This window comes from Burkholderia sp. LMU1-1-1.1 (assembly GCF_040675865.1).
Lineage (GTDB): Bacteria > Pseudomonadota > Gammaproteobacteria > Burkholderiales > Burkholderiaceae_D > Rugamonas.
This window is the reverse complement of sequence record NZ_JBEGHG010000034.1, coordinates 437,992-454,594: the sequence shown is the minus strand read 5'-3', so window position 1 is coordinate 454,594 and position 16,603 is coordinate 437,992. Positions and strand designations below refer to the sequence as shown.

The window sequence follows — 16,603 nt, the reverse complement described above, 5'->3', positions numbered from 1 at the left end:
ATGTCGATATATAAATAAATCATAAACTTGATCAGTTTGGCCGCTGACTTCCGTGTTACGTTTCTCTTATCGCCCCCCGGTGCGCAATAAAATAAGGTGTTGATCCACATGTACATGTTATTGGTTTCGAGATTTGCCCTCGCGCTTGGGCTGGCGATTGCCGGGGTGCCGGCGATCGGACAATCCGTGCAGTCCGAAAAAACAAGAGATGAGTGGCAATCCTTTGCCGCCGCAGACCTGAAAGCGGTGCGTGACGTGATCCAGTCTTCCCATCCCGGAGGGATAGACGAGGCGAATCCCGAATTCCAGCGCTGGGTCGAGCAAGGTTATGAACAGGCTCGACAGCTTATTCCCCGCGTTACCGACTACAATTCGGCCATGGCGGCCGTACGCAGTTATGTGACGGGGTTTCGCGATGGACATTTCGTCTATTCCGATAATGTAAGAAAAGCGAATGACGCGACGTATTCCGACGGCATCGGCATTTCCCTGGTCAACGGACGTTATATGGTCACTGCCATCTTGCCTGAATGGCCGGTGGCGTTGCCGCCGTTCGGCGCCGAGCTGATCTCCTGCGATGGTTTAACGCCGCAGCAGATTATCGAGCAGCGGCACGCCCCTTATTTCAGTCGCCGGCAAACCGCGAGCGACATGCAATCATTGGCTTCGCAACTGAGTACCCGTGAGTTTGCCGGCGATGAACTCAAACAGTGCACTTACCGCACGCCCCAAGGCAAAGTCCTGCAGTTGGACGTCAAGTACAAGAGTTTCCCGACCAAAGCGTATTTCCGTGAGGTGATGCCAGCGCTGGCAAAGGGCATTTCGAGCGGCGCGCGACAGCGTGATAATGCCTATACGTTCAACGATGGCGTGCTGTGGATTTTCGCCGCCAACTTCAACTTACGCCCTGGCACGTCGGCCGCGGACGATCTTGAGAAAATGCTGGCCGACATAGCGGCACTGACCGGTGTCAAAAAAATTATCTTTGACGTGCGCGGAAATCAAGGCGGTGATAGCAGGATCGGCGGAAAAATGTTCGACGCCGCCACCGGCGGGCTGGAATATGACAGGGGCGATGTGGCCGGCCTGCAGCGCACCTATGCGCAGTGGCGGGTATCGGACGTGGCAATCGCGACGTTCGCGTCGCATATCGATCGGATGGGCAAGTTATACGGCAGCGATAGCGCGCAAGCCCGTGAGGCGGAACAGATGTACAAACGCCTGCGGGATGCCAAAGCTGCCGGAGAACCTTGGATAAGGCAGGACTCGGACTACCGGATGACCCAAGCCGACGTTGCCAAGCGCGGCGGCCATCTGCGCCGCTTCAAGGGCACGATCGGACTGGTCACCGATCAGAATTGCGCCAGTGCCTGCCTCGACTTCGCTGATCTGGTGCGCAGCGTGCCGGGGAGCGTGCATCTGGGCCAGACCACCAGTGCCGACACGGTGTATCTGGAAAGAGGCAAGGCCCGACTGCCCAGTGGCAACTTGCTGTTCCTGCCGTTGAAAGTGTGGCGCAACCGGCTGCGCGGAAACAATGAACCGTGGATCCCCCAGGTGCCGCTGACGGTCGATATGAGGGATACCCCCGCCGTCAGAAGCGCGGTGCTGACCGCGATCGCAACGTCGGCTACCCCGGCGCCGGCAAAGAATTGATCGTGAACGGCCCCTGCTTTTTTTGACCGGATAATCCATGTGGCCCAATTCCTTATCTATCAGCGTGAATCACCCGGGTTTTTTAGCGATGAGAATGCTCGACGGGAAAGTCATCTGGGTAAATCCAGAGTGGGCCGCCGACGAATCTTTATCCACCGATGTCGACCTGTTTGAAGTGTTCAGGAAGCGGTTCGCCTGCATGATCCCCAACTCCGAGCGCTTCGCCAGCCTTCGCTTCGATCATTCCGCCCCGGTGGAATTGCTGGCCGAACGCTATGGCGGTTGCGGCATTGGTTACAACGGCGGGGGTGTGCGATGTGGGAACCTGGGCAACTATCAGATCAAGGGCATAGGCAGGAACCTGCTTGCGGGGGCGCGTACGGACGTGCACCACACCTATGGGGGGCTGAAGGCAGCTCATGCGTGCCACGAGGCGATCTATGCCGTGGTACTGAACCACGTCCTTCCTTTGGGCGCGGCCAAGGTATATGGCGTGCTGTTGACCGGCGCCGACGCGGCTTACCGGAAAGGACTGGAGCCCGGCTGGGGAGCCTTGTTGGTGCGGGAGTCCGTTGTCAGACCCGGAAATTTTCTTCGCGCAGGAAATTTTTCACCCGCTGCGGAAGATCGACACCTGTTGGCCGACGACGTCGCCCGGGTTCGCGTGGCGATGCGCGAGTTGCTGCGCCAACTGGGCGGTGCGGACCAGTTTATCGTGATGCTCTCGCGATTTTTGAAAAACTGCGCCAATCAATGCACCTTCGCGCGGATCGCGCGCCTCATGCACGGCGCGTTAACGCCGTCAAACATCTGCATTGACGGGCGCTGGCTCGATCTGACCAACACCACCTTTTTGCCCTCGCGCGACAACCATGGGGGCGGCAACCGTGACACCGCGTGCTTTTATGAGGAGATGGGCCAACCGCTGATCATCGCGCGCGAATTTTTTGATACTTTTGCCAAGTACAACGGCCTTCGCCTGGATTTTCGGCCACTGGAGACATATTTCGATGACGTGTCGGCGCAGTATTTGCGACGCCACGTCTGCCATCTCTTCTCCATCCCGTTCGAACGCCTGCCCGTTGCCGCGCGCGTGCATCTTGGCCGAATCGCCAGGCATGTAACAACAATTTTGTCCAGCGGACGGGTGGTCTATGACACTTGGCCCACGGTGCTTCCCGCCGACGATCCGATTGGCAGCTTTATAGAGTTTTTGTTCATGTCGCACTTCGATCGGCCCCGGGCCGCAGTTCGCTCTCCAGGCATGTCGGCATGGATCGAGTCGCATTGCTGCGGTGTCGTCGACACGTTCAACCAAATGATCGAAGCGTCGTGGCGCGGGGAGGGCGCCGTCGAGCCGCTGCGCTGCTATGTTTTTCGCTTGGCGCTGCTGTCGATTCGTCCGGCACGGCTGGCCGAGCTCTTTTTCAAATGGCGGATGGAAAGCACGCTATGGGCCGCGATCGAGGGTGAGCCATCGAACATCGAAGCGTTGATGGGCCATTACGTGGGCGCCTGCGGTTGGATCTTTTCCAAAAATCGATCGGACATCACAGTGCTCCGAAGCGACGCCATATGCGTCGAGTACCGGGGGGGGCAGCAGTTATTCGTGCGATGCGATGCCACGCGCGGCGAGTGGCGCGCTTTCGGTAGCGCGGAATTTTCGAGCCTTGCAGCCCGAACGGGGCCGGTCGACTTGCTCGGCTTGGACTGCTCGGTCTATTTGGCCAAGGTCGCGGATCTTTTACAGGTTCTCGATACATGCGGGGAGTTAAACCGTGTCGCATAATGAAAATGGGCTTCGATTGATCAAGCTGCGGGCGGACCTGAATCTCACTAGCTCACCGGACAATATCAAGATACTGCTGCGTTCCGGCGAGCATGGTTTGTTCACTATTTTTAAAAATCAACTTGAGCGCCCAGTGGGCTATTTAACATGGGCCGGCATCAACAAGGAGTCCTTTCGTCGCTTGCTCGATTTTAATGAGAATTTAAAATATCCATACGAGTGGAACGAGGGACGCATCGCCCTCATCACCGACGTTGCGCTTGAAAAAAGTTGCCGTCAAGTGCTGCGCACGCACATCCGGGAATCTTTGCGGAATAAGCGGCTGGTCGTTTTCCGCCGCAACGGCGCTATAAGGGTTTATACCCGTACCCATCGCGGATTCCGTTTGGTCTTAAAAAAGGCCGCCTTTTCCGGCAGACCTCAGGCTGCCTAGTGCTTGATTTGCCGTTCGCGTCACCGCGTCGGTCGAAACAAATAATCATAGTTTTGAGCGTATTAAAAACCAATGCGCAAAGTGTTGCCAGTACGCTAATTGACATATAAAGTCGTTCTGTGAATCTTCCACTTTCGATATGGCGCTGCGGGTGAAAAGTCCCGGCTATCTGGTAGATATCACCCAATTCGATAGGCGAGTGCTTCCAGGAAAAATATAGTCGTGTGACAATCTAAAAGGATACGAAATGAACACCGAGCCGCAAGTAAATACAGAATCAATTGACCACACGCCGATCGCCAAGCGATCGGATCTCGCCCTTCCAAACGGATTTACTCACCGCCAAATCAGCGCGGCGACCACGCCAACCCACCAGAAACTGACTTTGTTTCCCACGGAAAAATGCAATTTCAGATGCACCTATTGTTATGAAGATTTTCAAATAGGGCGAATGTCGGAACAGTTGCAGCGATCGGTCGAGTTGCTCGTCGAACGGCGGATCTCCTCACTGAAAGAGCTCCAATTTTCTTGGTTTGGCGGCGAGCCGCTGCTTGCCAAGGATGTGGTACTAAGGCTGATGCGGCATGCCAAACGCACATGCGACGATCACGGTGTGCGTTTCTTGAGTGGAATGACAACCAACGCTTATTTATTGGATTTTTCGCTAGCCGAAGAGCTGCTAAGCTATAACCAGGATTTTTACCAGATCACACTGGATGGCGTCGGCGATGAGCATGACAAACTGCGCCGTCGTGCGGATGGTGCCGGCACGTTTGATCGCATCTGGGGCAATTTGAAGGCGATGAAGCAATTAGCAGGGAAATTCGATTGCCTGATCCGCATACATGTGAGGCGGGACAATATCGAGAATCTGGAGTTGCTGATGGCCGAGATTCAACAGGAGTTCGGCAGGGACAGGCGCTTTAGAATGGACTTCCAGCATTTGCGCAATATGGGCGGGGAGGGGGGGCGCACCGTCGTGGCCCAGCTGACGCTGACCGAGATGGAGGGCGTGAAAAGACATCTTCTCGATCTCTACCGCAAAGCGGACCCGAACTTCGTGGCGACGCCACCGCCGACCATCACGGCCGCGGTCATTCCGCCCCAGGGCGGGGCTGTGACCCGCCAGGCACCAGCGTCGTTGCCGGAATCGGCAGGAAGTCGCCGCCTGAGTGAAATATCGAATACCGAACCGTATATGTGTTATGCGGCCAAGCCCAACAATCTGCTTATCCGCGCCAATGGCAGGATCGGCAAGTGTACGGTGGCCTTGGACGATACGCGCAATGATCTCGGCTATCTGGCCGCCGATGGCAGCATTGTTATTGACCAAGATAAACACAAACTGTGGTTCCGGGGCTTGGAAACCTTGGATTTGGGCACTGCGGGATGCCCGCTGCACGGCATGCCCAAGTACGAAGGCAAGGGGCCGACGCCGGAGATACCGATTAAATGGATTGCTAAAGCGTCAACCAATGTCTAGCAATGTCATTGCTTAAAATGAATCACGTTATAGAGAAGCCAACCCAGTCCAGCGTCGCGGGCGCCGAAGCGGACGGCAGCGGCGTCCGCTTGCGTCTGTTTAGAAAGCAGGTGCTGGAACGAACCTCGTCCTCTGAACACTACACGATCATTGTCGCGCATTCGCGGCGAAACTGGGTTGCGTTGGCGGTGACGGCGGTCCTCATCACCGCCCTCCTGGGTGTCGTAGTGTTCGGGGATGTGTCAAAAAAAGCCAGGGTGACGGGCATCATTGTTTCGGGCAGTGGAAGCGCGACGGTGAGTTCGCCGATCTCCGGGGCGTTGAGTAAACTGCTTGTTTCTGAAGGGCAATTGGTGAAGCCCGGCGATATCTTATTTGAGGTCTCCGCCGACAATATGACGAATACAGGCAGCGCGACGGATGCCGTTAAGCAGCGTATAGCCGCCCGACGCCGGGCTTTACTGCAGCAAGCGGAGGCTATCAAGGCGGAAAGCCAGCACCACAGCGATGAAATATTGGTCAAAATCGCCGGCGCCCGCCGCACCGCCTCGTCGCTGGATCAAAAGCTGCTAAATACAAAGCAACTATTGTCGATCGCGCAGAAAAAGATAGACCGCGTAACCACCCTAGCCGAGCAGGGTTTTTACTCAACGGTGCAGCGGGAGGCGGAGGAAGAAAAGATCTTATCTTTGAAATCGAGTCTAAACGGCCTGATGGAAGATAGGGAGCAAATGCTTACCAATATCGAATCATTGAAAGCCGAAGCCCAGGCCGCCGCGTTTAATTCACGTTCGTTGTTGGCGCAATTGGATCAGGCTAGCGAATCGCTGGAACAAGAATCCGTCGAACTGGACTCGCGCAGCCTCATTCGAAAAATTGCGATCGCCCCGGGCCGGGTGGCGAACATCGCCTATGGCGTCGGGCAGTATGTGGTCGCCGGCCAGAGTTTATTGGCGATTATGCCCGAGTCAGGCAACTTGGAAGTCAACCTCTTCGTCCCCAGCCGGGCCATCGGACGCATACGACATGGCCAGAAAGTTTCAATCCGATATCATGCGTTTCCGTATCAGCAATTTGGACGCCGCTTGGGAAAAATAAGCGACATCGCCAGTACGCCGTTTGCACCGACCGAGCTCCCGGTGTCGGTCGCCAGCACGGTAATTGGATACGCGCAACCTAGCCGGGAAACCAAATCCTCCATCCCCGAGGGGCTTTATCGAATCAAAGTAACGATCGATAAATCGGCGCAAGAGGGTTCATTGCCGTTAAAGCCGGGCATGACACTTGACGCGGATATTATTGTCGGACAGGTCAAAGTGTGGCAATGGATGTTTGAACCGTTCCGGTTTTCCTTCTAATTTTGGATCGTTGAATGCGCACAATATTGCAGAGCGAAGGAAGTGAATGTGGTTTGGCGTGCCTGGCAATGGTCGCCGACCATCATGGTTACAAGCTGGATCTTTACACCTTGCGGAAGAAATTTTCGGTGAGCCTGAAGGGCATGACCCTCGAAAGCTTGATAGGGTACGCCGCCGCACTAGATTTCTCAACGCGTCCGTTGCGCGCCGAGCCCGCCAACTTGTCGAGTCTCAGACTGCCCTGCATCCTTCATTGGAATCTGGACCACTTCGTGGTCCTGCGCTCCGTGTCGCGCTCCATTTTTGGCGCCGAAACCTTTGTCATCGTCGATCCAGCGGTGGGCGAGCGAAAATTGACCCTTGAGGAGGTGTCATGCTCCTTTACCGGCGTGGTGCTTGAACTGCTTCCCAGTCCGTCTTTCCAGCCGGTCGAGGAGCGGCGGAAAATTTCCTTAGCCGATCTCGTTGGGCGGGTGTTCGGACTGCGCAGGGCCGTGGTCCAGTTACTTGGCTTGGCGTTCGCCTTGGAGCTGTTGGCCGTGTTCGGCCCCTTCTTTAATCAAATCATCATTGACGATATTGTCGTCACAGGGGATGTCTCGCTACTCAATTTGCTTTTAATCTGTTTTGGGTTGCTGATGGTGATGCAGACTGCCGTCAGCATTTTCCGCAGTTGGATTTTACTGCGCTGGAGTGCCTCAGTGGGCGTGCAATGGGCGACACGTCTGCTGAGTCATCTCGTCAAGTTGCCGCTCTCATTTTTTGAGAGGCGTCACATGGGCGATATTGTCTCGCGCTTCGGTTCCCTTGCTTACGTCCAGTCCACGTTGTCAAGTCTTTTCCTTGAAAGCTTGCTCGACGTGATTATGGTGGTGTTCGCGTCGATTTTCATGTTCATGTACAGCACGACCCTCGCGTTAGCTACTTTCGCGGCTGCAATCCTCTATCTGATTTTGCGGTTGTCTTTATATCCCAGTTTTAGACGAGCCAACCATGAGCGGCTGTTGTTATCGGCCCGGGAAACCTCGTTTTTCATGGAGACTGTGCGTGGCATAGCGCCGCTCAAGCTGTTCGGCGTCGAACATGACCGCGTGCAGAGGTGGCAATCCATAAAAATGGCCGTGGTTGAACGGGATCTGGAAACACAAAAACTGGATATCATATTCAAGCTCGCTTCGACGTCCATCTCCACATCGAGGACGCTGCTAGTTTTGTATTTCGGCGCGCGCGCCGTGATCGACGGCGAGCTATCCGTCGGTATGTTGATGGCCTTTAGCAGCTACTCCATGATATTTTCAGGGCGCGTCAATAACTTGACCGATTTATGGATACGAATGAAGATGTTGAGCCTGCACAACGACAGGATCGCAGAGATCGCCTTGGAAGAACGGGAATTGCCACCGGAAACGTTGAGCGATGTCTCTCGTCTGGAACCGCTTATCACGCTGGAAAATGTTCGGTTTCGATATGCGCAGGGCGAACCGTGGGTGATCGATGGTGTGAACTTGACTCTGAGGCCGAACGAAACTGCGGTGTTGGTTGGGAAAAGCGGATGTGGAAAATCGACGCTATTTAAGATCATTCTCGGTTTGGTTCCCCCGACCGAGGGAGAAGTCTTAATCGACGGCATCCCGATTAATAAAATCGGCCTGCAGGCATATCGACAGCTCATTGGAACCGTGATGCAGGACGACGTGCTTCTGGCGGGCTCGGTTGTCGATAACATCTCATTCTTCAGCCCTCGAATAGACCGGCAGCACGCCGTCCATTGCGCGCAACTCGCGGGTATCCACGCCGAGATTTGCGCTATGCCAATGGGCTATGAGACCTATGTTGGCGATATGGGGAACGTCTTGTCCGCCGGACAGAGACAAAGGGTCTTGCTTGCACGAGCGCTGTACAAACGACCCAAAATTTTGGCGATTGATGAGGGAACCAGCCATTTGGATGTCTCCAATGAGCGGCGGGTTAATCATTCCATCTCGGGCCTGGAACTTACCAGATTGATAATTGCTCATCGCCCGGAAACAATAAAAACGGCGGACCGGGTTGTTTTGCTTCACAAGGGAAAAGTTATTGAATTGAATCCCATCGATGGGCTCTCATATGCCAATACAGAACCGACCAGCGCGGAAAAATTCGGCTAGAAAACGCCCGGGTTTTAACCCGGGCGCTACTATTAGTCGTAAATGGTGTTAGGAACAGAAGGGAATATCGTTAGAACAGCCCCGCGAATTTGACGTGTCTTCGCAATAGAAGCCATTATCGCAACCTTCGTTGCTGCCGCCATCACAATAGTTGATATTCGAGCAGGACGATTGATTGGTCTCTTCGCTACAACCCGTCAAGTTGATACAGGCGTCGTTGGCCCCGCTATTACCGTCGCACAAGATGGTCTGATTGTTCCCGCCGCTCACGCTCTGGATTTCAATATCCTCAAGCTCACGGATACTGTCGTCCCGGCCCTGCACACCTCCGGTTTCGTCCAGCGTGATCTTGCTCAAATCAAAGTATTTATTCATGCTTTCCCCATGCTAGTGAAAGATTACTAAATCCACCGGATCGGCTTATCCGGTGTAGGCGGTTTACCCTCGACTTGAACATGCCGCCTTGCGGCATTCTGCCCTGACGAGGTCTAAGGTTTCCAAGCCGGAAAACCAAAGCCCTTTAGATGAACCGCGACCATCAAATCGATTGACGGCCTGCGGTTATTGGTTGAGAGATAAGGGCATAAGCGAGCTCGAAAATGCCGCGCCGACTAGAGGGCCGCAGTGGACAAGCGCTCCCGTAGATTTTCAATTTATAAATATTCCTTGCCCGTTAATAGGTGCAAGGATGGCCGGAACCGCTGCCGTACGTTTTCGAATTAATATCACGATACCATGCGAAACTTTACAGCATGAATTGATTTTTGTGAAACTTATCGAGGATGCCGACTTAATTCGATCAACATTGTGATCATTTTAATGGGTGGTGCGGCGTATTTAAAAAACTTTGTCGATAATGAGGACGTTGCGATCTGGACAGGTTTAATAGGATGTGGCGCAAGGGGCCGGTATCGCGCGCCACTGGCCGGATCGGCGTGCGCGGAGGCCGGCTGATCAGTCATAACGGGCAACGCTGTCGAATCGATTGGGAATTTCATTGCCGTCATTGGTGATTAACGCAATTGCCGGGTCCTCCTTGCGCTCGGACAATAGCCGCAGGAGGATGTAAACATGGCATTTGAAATATTCCGTAACAAGCTCGCCCTCATCGGCGCCTGCGTCGCTTTGACGCTGTCCGGTTCTGCCTGGTCGGCGGTCACGGTCGGCGCCGACAACGCCAACTTGCAGTACACGGGGCGGGTCGACCAGCGCAACGCGGCCGCGCCGGAGATGTCCTGGCCGGGCACCAGCATTGGGGGAAATTTCACCGGCACCACGCTGGCCATCAAACTCGACGACCAGTTCGGCAAGAACTTTTTCGACGTCTACATCGACGGCGACTTGGCGCGGCCGGTGCTGGTGCAGGCGGAGAAGGGCGGCAAGACCTATCCCGTCGCCGGCCAGCTCGCCCCGGGCAGTCACAGCTTTCTGATCACCAAGCGCTCGGAGGGCGAGGAGGGCGCCACCGTCTTCCGCGGGCTGGAACTGGCCGACGGCGGCGAATTGCTGGCGCCACCGCCGCGCAAACAGCGGCGCATCGAGTTCTTCGGCGACTCCATCTCCAGCGGCATGGGCAACGAGTCGCCCGCCGACGGTCCCGACCACCTGGTCAAGGACAAGAACAGCTTCATGTCCTACGCGTCCATCACGGCGCGCGCGCTGGACGCCGAGCTGCATCTGATTTCGCAAAGCGGCATCGGCGTGATGATCAGCTGGTTCCCGTTCACGATGCCGGATTTCTACGACCAGTTGAACGCGGTCGGCAATAATGACACCGTGTGGGACTTCAAGCAGTGGACACCCGACGTCGTCGTCATCAACCTGTTCCAGAACGACAGCTGGCTGATCGACCGCGAGAAGCGCCTGTCGCCGATGCCCGACGACGCCCAGCGGGTGGCGGCCTACCGGAAATTCGTCGAGACGATCCGCGCCAAGTATCCCAAGGCCTATCTCATCTGCGCGCTGGGCAGCATGGATGCCGTCAGGCCCGGCTCCAAGTGGCCGGGTTATGTGCGCACCGCCGTCGATCAGATGCGCGACGAGAACAAGGACGCCCGCATCGATACCGTGGTGCTGCCCTACACCGGCTTCAACGGGCATCCGCGCATCCCGCAGCACCGCGCCAACGCCGCGCTGCTGACGGCGGTGATAAGGGCAAAAATGGACTGGTAGGCCGAACCCCCGGGCGGGCTAGCCCTCGCCTTGGGACACCGCGAAGTCCTGGAACGAGCGCACGTCCACGCCAGCGCGTTGGCCGGTTTCGATGACCCGCGCCGCGATCTCGTTGTCCACGATTAGCATGTGGTAGGCGTCCTGGCCGAAGTCGACGCTCAGCAGCGACAGCGCGTGCCGGGGCAGCCAGTCCGACAGTACCTTCAGGCCGTCCATGACGGTGCGGCCGCCCGAATCCCATTCCCATTGGTCGTCGATGCCGCGTGTCTCCAGCATTTCGTTGACCTGCCAGTCGATCTCTTCGCTGGCTTTCCAGTCGACCTGGATCATCAGCCACTTGCCGTGTTCCTGACCTTCTTCGCCCAGCAAGCCTTCGCATAGGAAGTTCGTGAGGGCGAACCAGCCCTCGTTCACCTCGCTGCCGTCGAACTGCGCCAACACATTGTTGGTCAGGCGCTCGCTTTCCTCGTCGCCAAGTTGGCGCGTCACCAGCCGCATGAATTGCTCCATCGCTTCCTTGTGGGCGGCCGCCTGCTCGATCAGCTGCGCGTCGGGTTCGGAGTCGTCGGCCGGGTCGATTTGAGGTTTGCGGGAAAACATCTCGGACAGGCGTTTTAACATATCAAGCTTTCTAAAATGATATCGACATCCGCAGGATAGCAGCCTCCACGGACGGCGGCATCTGGGGCGTCGCCCTGGCGCCACGATAACCCTAAAAACTTCTTAATAACGTCCGGGCACTATTCGTTTCGTCGACGTCTCCACACCACCAAGGTCTGGAGCGTCTCGGGAACGAATAGGAGATGGTCAGTGTTTAAACGCAGGAGCGGCGGCCGGCTGGGGCCAGGTCCGTGGATCATATCGACCGGCGCTATGTTCCCGGGCTGCGCCACGCAGTCACCGCACGCGCCCGGGCAGCTGCCGCTTTTCGCATGTCGCGCAGAGCGCTTGCCGCGCTTCGATCCTGGCGTCGCCTTGCCGGGCCAATGGCTGCGCCATTCCTCGATTATTGCTGAAGCACCCTCAATGAAACCATATGACAGCCGGCCCGATCCGGCCGATCAGCCGTCACTGCCCCCGCCGCGTGAACCCCAATGCCAATTTTATTTTTCTTTGGCGTTATCAACCTGAAAGAGAATTACAGCATGAAAAAATCCTGCCTCGCATTCCCCTTACTGGCACTGTTGCTGTCCGGCGCCGCGCAAGCCCAGGTCCTCGCCCCGGAACTGGCGGCCAAGGAAGCCTCCCCCGAACCATCCCATTGGGGACTCGGCCTTGCCGCCGGCTACACCGCCAGCGCCTACCGCGACTTCGACAATAAGGTCCAGGGACTGCCGCTGATCATGTACGAGAACCGCTACATCAGCTTCTTCGGCACCACGCTCGACGCCAAGCTGCCATCGGCCGGCCCGATCTCGTTCCGCCTGCGCGCCAAGTACTCCGGTGACGGTTACGAAGCCAAGGATTCCCCATACCTGAACGGCATGGACGAACGCAAGGGCGGCCTGTGGGTGGGCGGCGCGGCGATCTGGCGCAACAGCATCGTCAACGCCTCGGTCGAAGCGCTCACCGCCACCGGCGACGCCGAGGGCAAGCGCGTCAAGCTGGAACTGAGCCGCAATTTCAAGGCCGGCGCCTTGACGGTAACGCCGCGCGTGGCCGCCAACTGGCACGACGACAAATACGTCGATTACTACTACGGCGTGAAGGCGACCGAGGTCCGCGCGGGCCGTGCGCGCTACGTCGGCGAGTCCACCACCAACGCCGAAGTCGGCGTGCGCTTCGGTTACGCCGTCACGCCGCGCCACAACGTGTTCGTCGACGTCAGCGCGACGGCGCTGGGCAGCTCCATCAAGGACAGCCCGCTGGTGGAGAAATCGAGCGAGAGCAGCGTACGCTTCGGCTACCTGTACAACTTCTAAGCGGGGAGCCCGCCCGGCTTGCATTATTGTCGATCGGTGATGCCGTATATCAAAGTTATCTCGACCCATGAATAATTTGTATACGGACCGGCTTTCGGCTGCGTGTCAAAACAATACTGGATATACTGCGCCGTGATAACTGGCGGCCGCTACCATGCGTGGGCTGCCGCCTGTTCCTTCCTTCGATCCGGTATTTTTTTGGGAGTTCCACGCACTATGAGCAGTTTTATTTCGAGGCTACAAAAGCAGGCGCGGGGCTTCCCGACCATCGGTTTGCTGGCACTGGCGGTCAGCTCGGCGGCCAGTGCCGCCACCACCAGCCTCAATCAGTCGTGGGACTTCTACCGTGACGACGCCAAGGCCGCCGATACGGTCGATAAGGTCGCGCCGGGCGCGTGGACCAAGGTCGATCTGCCGCACACGGCCCGCCTCGAAGCGAAAGTGCCGGTCAATTCCTGGCAGGGCAGCGCCTACTATAAAAAAACCTTCGACGCCAAGGTCGCTCCGGGCGAACAGGCGGTGCTGCGCTTCGAGGGCGCGATGAACGTGGCCGACGTCTGGGTCAACGGCAAGCATTTGGGCACGCACCTGGGCGGCTATCTGCCGTTCTCGTACGACATCACGCCGCACCTGAAGGCCGGCGGCGGCAACGAGCTGGTGGTGCGCATCAACAACGAAGACAACGCCATCACCGGCCCGAAACCGCTGAAGGACCTGGATTACATCCAGTACGGCGGCATCTACCGCGACGTCACGCTGAGCATCAAGCCGGCCGTGCATATCAGTGACGAGATGCTGTCCAACACCGAGGCGGGCGGCGGTGTTTTCGTCACCTATCCGCAGGCCGATAAAAAGTCCGCCATCGTCCGCGTCAAGGCCGAGGTGTGCAACACGGCCGGCGAAGCGCGTTCCGCGCAGCTGAGCCAGCGCCTGCTGTTTAAGAGCGCCCGCGTCGCCGACGGCGCCGAGAACATCGAGCTGGCCGCCGGCGAGTGCCGCCATGTCACCCGCGACCTCAAGGTCGACCGCCCGCAATTGTGGTCGCCCAAGTCGCCGAACCTGTACGCGATCCATACCACCGTATCGAGCAAGGGCCGGCAGGATGTGGTCACGACCCGCGCCGGCATCCGCCGCATCGCGCTGGAAAAGGGCAAGTTGCTGATCAACGGCGAACAGACCTTCCTGCGCGGCGTCAACCGCCACCAGGAATATCCGTATGTCGGCTACGCGCTGTCGCCGCAAGCCGACTACCGCGACGCGCTGCTGATCAAGCGCGCCGGCTTCGATTACGTGCGCCTGTCGCACTATCCGCATTCGCCGGCCTTCATGGCCGCCGCCGATGAACTGGGCCTGATGGTGTTGCCGGGTATCCCGGGCTGGCAGTACTTCAATCCAGATCCGGCGTTCTCCGCGCAGGTGCTGAAAACCTGTAGCGACATGGTGCGCCGCGACCGCAATCATCCGAGCGTGCTGGCGTGGGAATGCTCGCTGAACGAGACGCAGATGCCCGATCAGCTGATCGAGAAGCTGCACAAGACCGTGCACCAGGAATATCCGGGCGACCAGGCGTATTCCGCCGGTTGGGTACCGCAGACTTACGACGTGTATCTGCAGGCGCGCCAGCACCGTCTGGACGACAAAAAGCCGCTGCCGAACAAGGCGCTGATCGTCTCCGAATACGGCGACTGGGAATACTACGCGATGAACGCCGGTTTCAATCAGACGGCGTGGGGCGACTTGAAAGAGGCCGACCGCAGCAGCCGTCAGTTGCTGACCGATGGCGAGACCCGTTTGCTGCAGCAGGCGAAGAACCTGGCCGAGTCGCACGACGACAACTTCAAGACCGGCGCGGTGGCCGATGGCTATTGGGTGATGTTCGACTATGGCCGCGGCTACGCGCCCGACCTGGAGTCGTCCGGCGTGATGAGCATCGACCGCTTGCCGAAGTTCTCGGCCGAGTTCTTCCGCTCGCAGCGCGACGCATCGGAGACATCGGCGAAGTGGGGCGGTGGGCCGATGGTCTTCATCGCCAGCCACTGGACCAAGGACTCGCTGCCGCGGGTGCGCGTGTTCAGCAACACCGACGAGGTCGAACTGTTCTTGAACGGTAAGAGCTTGGGCAAGGTCAAGAGCGGCCCGTCGACGACGCATCCGAACCTGGCGCATCCGCCGCTGGAGTTCGACGCCGGCCGGTTCCAGGCGGGCACGCTCAAGGCGGTGGCTTATCTCAAGGGCCGCAAGGTGGCCGAGCATGTCGTGCAAACGCCGGCCGAACCGGTCAAGCTGGGCGTCGCGGTGGACGACCTGTCCGTGAAGTCGACCGATGGCGACCTGGTGTTCATCCGCGCCAGACTGCTCGACGCCAACGGCACCGTGGTGCCGGAGAGCGGCAAGACGGTGACCTTCGCCGCCGGTGATGGCTACGAGATCGTCGGTCCGAGCATGGCGACGACTGAAGCCGGCATCGCCAGCGTGCTGGTGCGCGTGAAGGGCGCCAAGGGGGGCATTAGCGCCGAAGCCGGAGCGCTGCGCGGTCGCTTGTAATCGCCATGTACTGATCGCGACCGCTGGCGTGCGGTCGCGATCCGCTTCACTTCCTTGTGACGCGCGGTTTCTTCTTAACCTGCGCGTCCGGATCGGACGTATCGCCGTTCAGCATGGCGCGGATCCGGCCGATGTGGATCGCCGATTGGTCGATACGTTCGCCGTAGGCGGGGTTGCCTATGCCCTCGCTGCGCATTTTCACCAGCAGGTTGCGGTTTTCCTCGAACATGCGCAGCGCCACCCACAGCGTCTCCTCCATTTTCTGCGTCTGGTCGGCCAGCAGCTCGCCGGCCGTGTAGGCGTGGCCGGTGTGGCAGCGATAGCGCAGTTGGCCCGCCTTGCCGACCTCCCACAGCACGCCGCCGCAGCCGGGGCAATTGAACGGCACCAGGGTGCCGAGCGCGTCGACCGATTCGAGGTCGCTGAGCACCCGTTCGGCGATCTTCGATTCGATCGCGACGTCCGCCGGCACCGCCTTGCGCTTGCCGCGCTTGCGGCCCGCCAGCTTGAGTAGCAGCGGTCCCATGTCCGCCAGCGCGACGCATTTATCCACCCAGGCATTGTTGATGACGTTCTGCGGCATGTCGGGATAGCTCGCGTCCGCCGGGTCCTGGACCACGCACAGTCCGCCGCAGCGATGGACGGCCTCCATGCCGGAGGTGCCGTCGTCCAGATAACCGCTCAGGATCACCGCGATCACCCGGTTGCCGTGCGAGACCGCCGCCGAGCGGAACAATGCGTCGATGGCCGGCCGGGCGCGGTTCTCGCGCGCGCCTTTGGTCACGCGCATCGTTTCGCCCGCCAGCATCAGGTGGTGATCCGGCGTGGGCAGGTAGACATGGCCGGGCAGGGGCATCTCGCCGTCCTCGCCGGCCTTGCACGGCAGGGTGCTGTTGCGGCTCAGCAGACGGATCTGCGCCGCCGTCGACGCGGTGGCCGCCATGTGCTGGACGATCAGGATGGGTGCCGGGAAATCCGGGCTCAGCTGGGCCAGCAGGGCGCTGATCGCGTCCCCGCCGCCCGCCGAGGCGCCGATCACGACGATGGGTGTCGCGGCGGCCCCCGCACGTGGCGCAATAGTGGATTTGGCCATGTTGCC

The 16,603-nt window shown here is 58.4% G+C and carries 12 protein-coding genes; 9 read left to right on the top strand and 3 right to left on the bottom strand.

The features are described from left to right. The first annotated feature begins 108 nt into the window (after positions 1-108). From MRBLMU1_RS23310 to MRBLMU1_RS23285, 6 genes are all read left to right on the top strand, one after another. Entirely contained in the window at positions 109-1,656 is a 1,548-nt protein-coding gene (locus MRBLMU1_RS23310; RefSeq protein WP_363506463.1) for a S41 family peptidase, read from the top strand. A gap of 37 nt (positions 1,657-1,693) precedes the next feature. After that, positions 1,694-3,445, top strand: a complete 1,752-nt coding sequence (locus MRBLMU1_RS23305; RefSeq protein ID WP_363506460.1) for a hypothetical protein — start codon at positions 1,694-1,696, stop codon at positions 3,443-3,445. After that, on the top strand, positions 3,435-3,878 hold the full coding sequence (locus MRBLMU1_RS23300; RefSeq protein ID WP_363506457.1) for a toxin-activating lysine-acyltransferase: 444 nt from the start codon (positions 3,435-3,437) through the stop codon (positions 3,876-3,878). The genes MRBLMU1_RS23305 and MRBLMU1_RS23300 overlap by 11 nt, the downstream gene beginning before the upstream one ends. A 247-nt stretch (positions 3,879-4,125) precedes the next feature. Then, positions 4,126-5,361 carry a radical SAM protein gene (locus MRBLMU1_RS23295; protein WP_363506454.1) on the top strand — a complete coding sequence of 412 codons (1,236 nt, stop codon included), beginning with the start codon at positions 4,126-4,128 and terminating at the stop codon, positions 5,359-5,361. 2 nt (positions 5,362-5,363) lie between these two features. Beyond that, positions 5,364-6,719, top strand: a complete 1,356-nt coding sequence (locus tag MRBLMU1_RS23290; RefSeq protein ID WP_363506451.1) for an HlyD family secretion protein — start codon at positions 5,364-5,366, stop codon at positions 6,717-6,719. 14 nt (positions 6,720-6,733) lie between these two features. Next, on the top strand, positions 6,734-8,866 hold the full coding sequence (locus MRBLMU1_RS23285) for a peptidase domain-containing ABC transporter (RefSeq protein ID WP_363506448.1): 2,133 nt from the start codon (positions 6,734-6,736) through the stop codon (positions 8,864-8,866). Between the two features lie 48 nt (positions 8,867-8,914). Here MRBLMU1_RS23285 and MRBLMU1_RS23280 read toward each other — a convergent pair whose 3' ends face one another. Further along, positions 8,915-9,241, bottom strand: a complete 327-nt coding sequence (locus MRBLMU1_RS23280; protein ID WP_363506445.1) for a hypothetical protein — start codon at positions 9,239-9,241, stop codon at positions 8,915-8,917. A 696-nt stretch (positions 9,242-9,937) separates the two neighbouring features. Here MRBLMU1_RS23280 and MRBLMU1_RS23275 point away from each other — a divergent pair. After that, positions 9,938-11,038, top strand: a complete 1,101-nt coding sequence (locus MRBLMU1_RS23275) for an SGNH/GDSL hydrolase family protein (protein ID WP_363506442.1) — start codon at positions 9,938-9,940, stop codon at positions 11,036-11,038. Between the two features lie 18 nt (positions 11,039-11,056). On the opposite strand, the gene MRBLMU1_RS23270 is transcribed toward MRBLMU1_RS23275, so the two are convergent. After that, positions 11,057-11,659 carry a DUF6630 family protein gene (locus MRBLMU1_RS23270; RefSeq protein ID WP_363506439.1) on the bottom strand — a complete coding sequence of 201 codons (603 nt, stop codon included), beginning with the start codon at positions 11,657-11,659 and terminating at the stop codon, positions 11,057-11,059. 524 nt (positions 11,660-12,183) lie between these two features. On the opposite strand from MRBLMU1_RS23270, the gene MRBLMU1_RS23265 reads away from it, so the two are divergent. Both MRBLMU1_RS23265 and MRBLMU1_RS23260 read left to right on the top strand, forming a co-directional pair. Continuing rightward, positions 12,184-12,960, top strand: a complete 777-nt coding sequence (locus MRBLMU1_RS23265) for a MipA/OmpV family protein (RefSeq protein ID WP_363506436.1) — start codon at positions 12,184-12,186, stop codon at positions 12,958-12,960. Positions 12,961-13,176: 216 nt separating this feature from the next. Then, positions 13,177-15,504 (top strand): glycoside hydrolase family 2 protein, encoded by a 2,328-nt coding sequence (locus MRBLMU1_RS23260; protein ID WP_363506433.1) that lies wholly within the window; start codon positions 13,177-13,179, stop codon positions 15,502-15,504. A gap of 46 nt (positions 15,505-15,550) precedes the next feature. Here MRBLMU1_RS23260 and MRBLMU1_RS23255 read toward each other — a convergent pair whose 3' ends face one another. Continuing rightward, the gene (locus MRBLMU1_RS23255; RefSeq protein ID WP_363506430.1) at positions 15,551-16,597 is read right to left on the bottom strand and encodes a chemotaxis protein CheB; all 1,047 of its coding nucleotides are present in this window, start codon (positions 16,595-16,597) and stop codon (positions 15,551-15,553) included. Between the last annotated feature and the right edge of the window lie 6 nt (positions 16,598-16,603).

Bases quoted from the DNA above. Each gene is read 5' to 3' on its own strand.
- MRBLMU1_RS23290 (WP_363506451.1), top strand. From the start codon at position 5,364: ATGTCATTGCTTAAAATGAATCACGTTATAGAGAAGCCAACCCAGTCC.
- MRBLMU1_RS23275 (WP_363506442.1), top strand. From the start codon at position 9,938: ATGGCATTTGAAATATTCCGTAACAAGCTCGCCCTCATCGGCGCCTGC.
- MRBLMU1_RS23295 (WP_363506454.1), top strand. From the start codon at position 4,126: ATGAACACCGAGCCGCAAGTAAATACAGAATCAATTGACCACACGCCG.
- MRBLMU1_RS23265 (WP_363506436.1), top strand. From the start codon at position 12,184: ATGAAAAAATCCTGCCTCGCATTCCCCTTACTGGCACTGTTGCTGTCC.
- MRBLMU1_RS23255 (WP_363506430.1), bottom strand. From the start codon at position 16,597: ATGGCCAAATCCACTATTGCGCCACGTGCGGGGGCCGCCGCGACACCC.
- MRBLMU1_RS23310 (WP_363506463.1), top strand. From the start codon at position 109: ATGTACATGTTATTGGTTTCGAGATTTGCCCTCGCGCTTGGGCTGGCG.
- MRBLMU1_RS23280 (WP_363506445.1), bottom strand. From the start codon at position 9,241: ATGAATAAATACTTTGATTTGAGCAAGATCACGCTGGACGAAACCGGA.
- MRBLMU1_RS23305 (WP_363506460.1), top strand. From the start codon at position 1,694: ATGTGGCCCAATTCCTTATCTATCAGCGTGAATCACCCGGGTTTTTTA.
- MRBLMU1_RS23260 (WP_363506433.1), top strand. From the start codon at position 13,177: ATGAGCAGTTTTATTTCGAGGCTACAAAAGCAGGCGCGGGGCTTCCCG.
- MRBLMU1_RS23270 (WP_363506439.1), bottom strand. From the start codon at position 11,659: ATGTTAAAACGCCTGTCCGAGATGTTTTCCCGCAAACCTCAAATCGAC.
- MRBLMU1_RS23285 (WP_363506448.1), top strand. From the start codon at position 6,734: ATGCGCACAATATTGCAGAGCGAAGGAAGTGAATGTGGTTTGGCGTGC.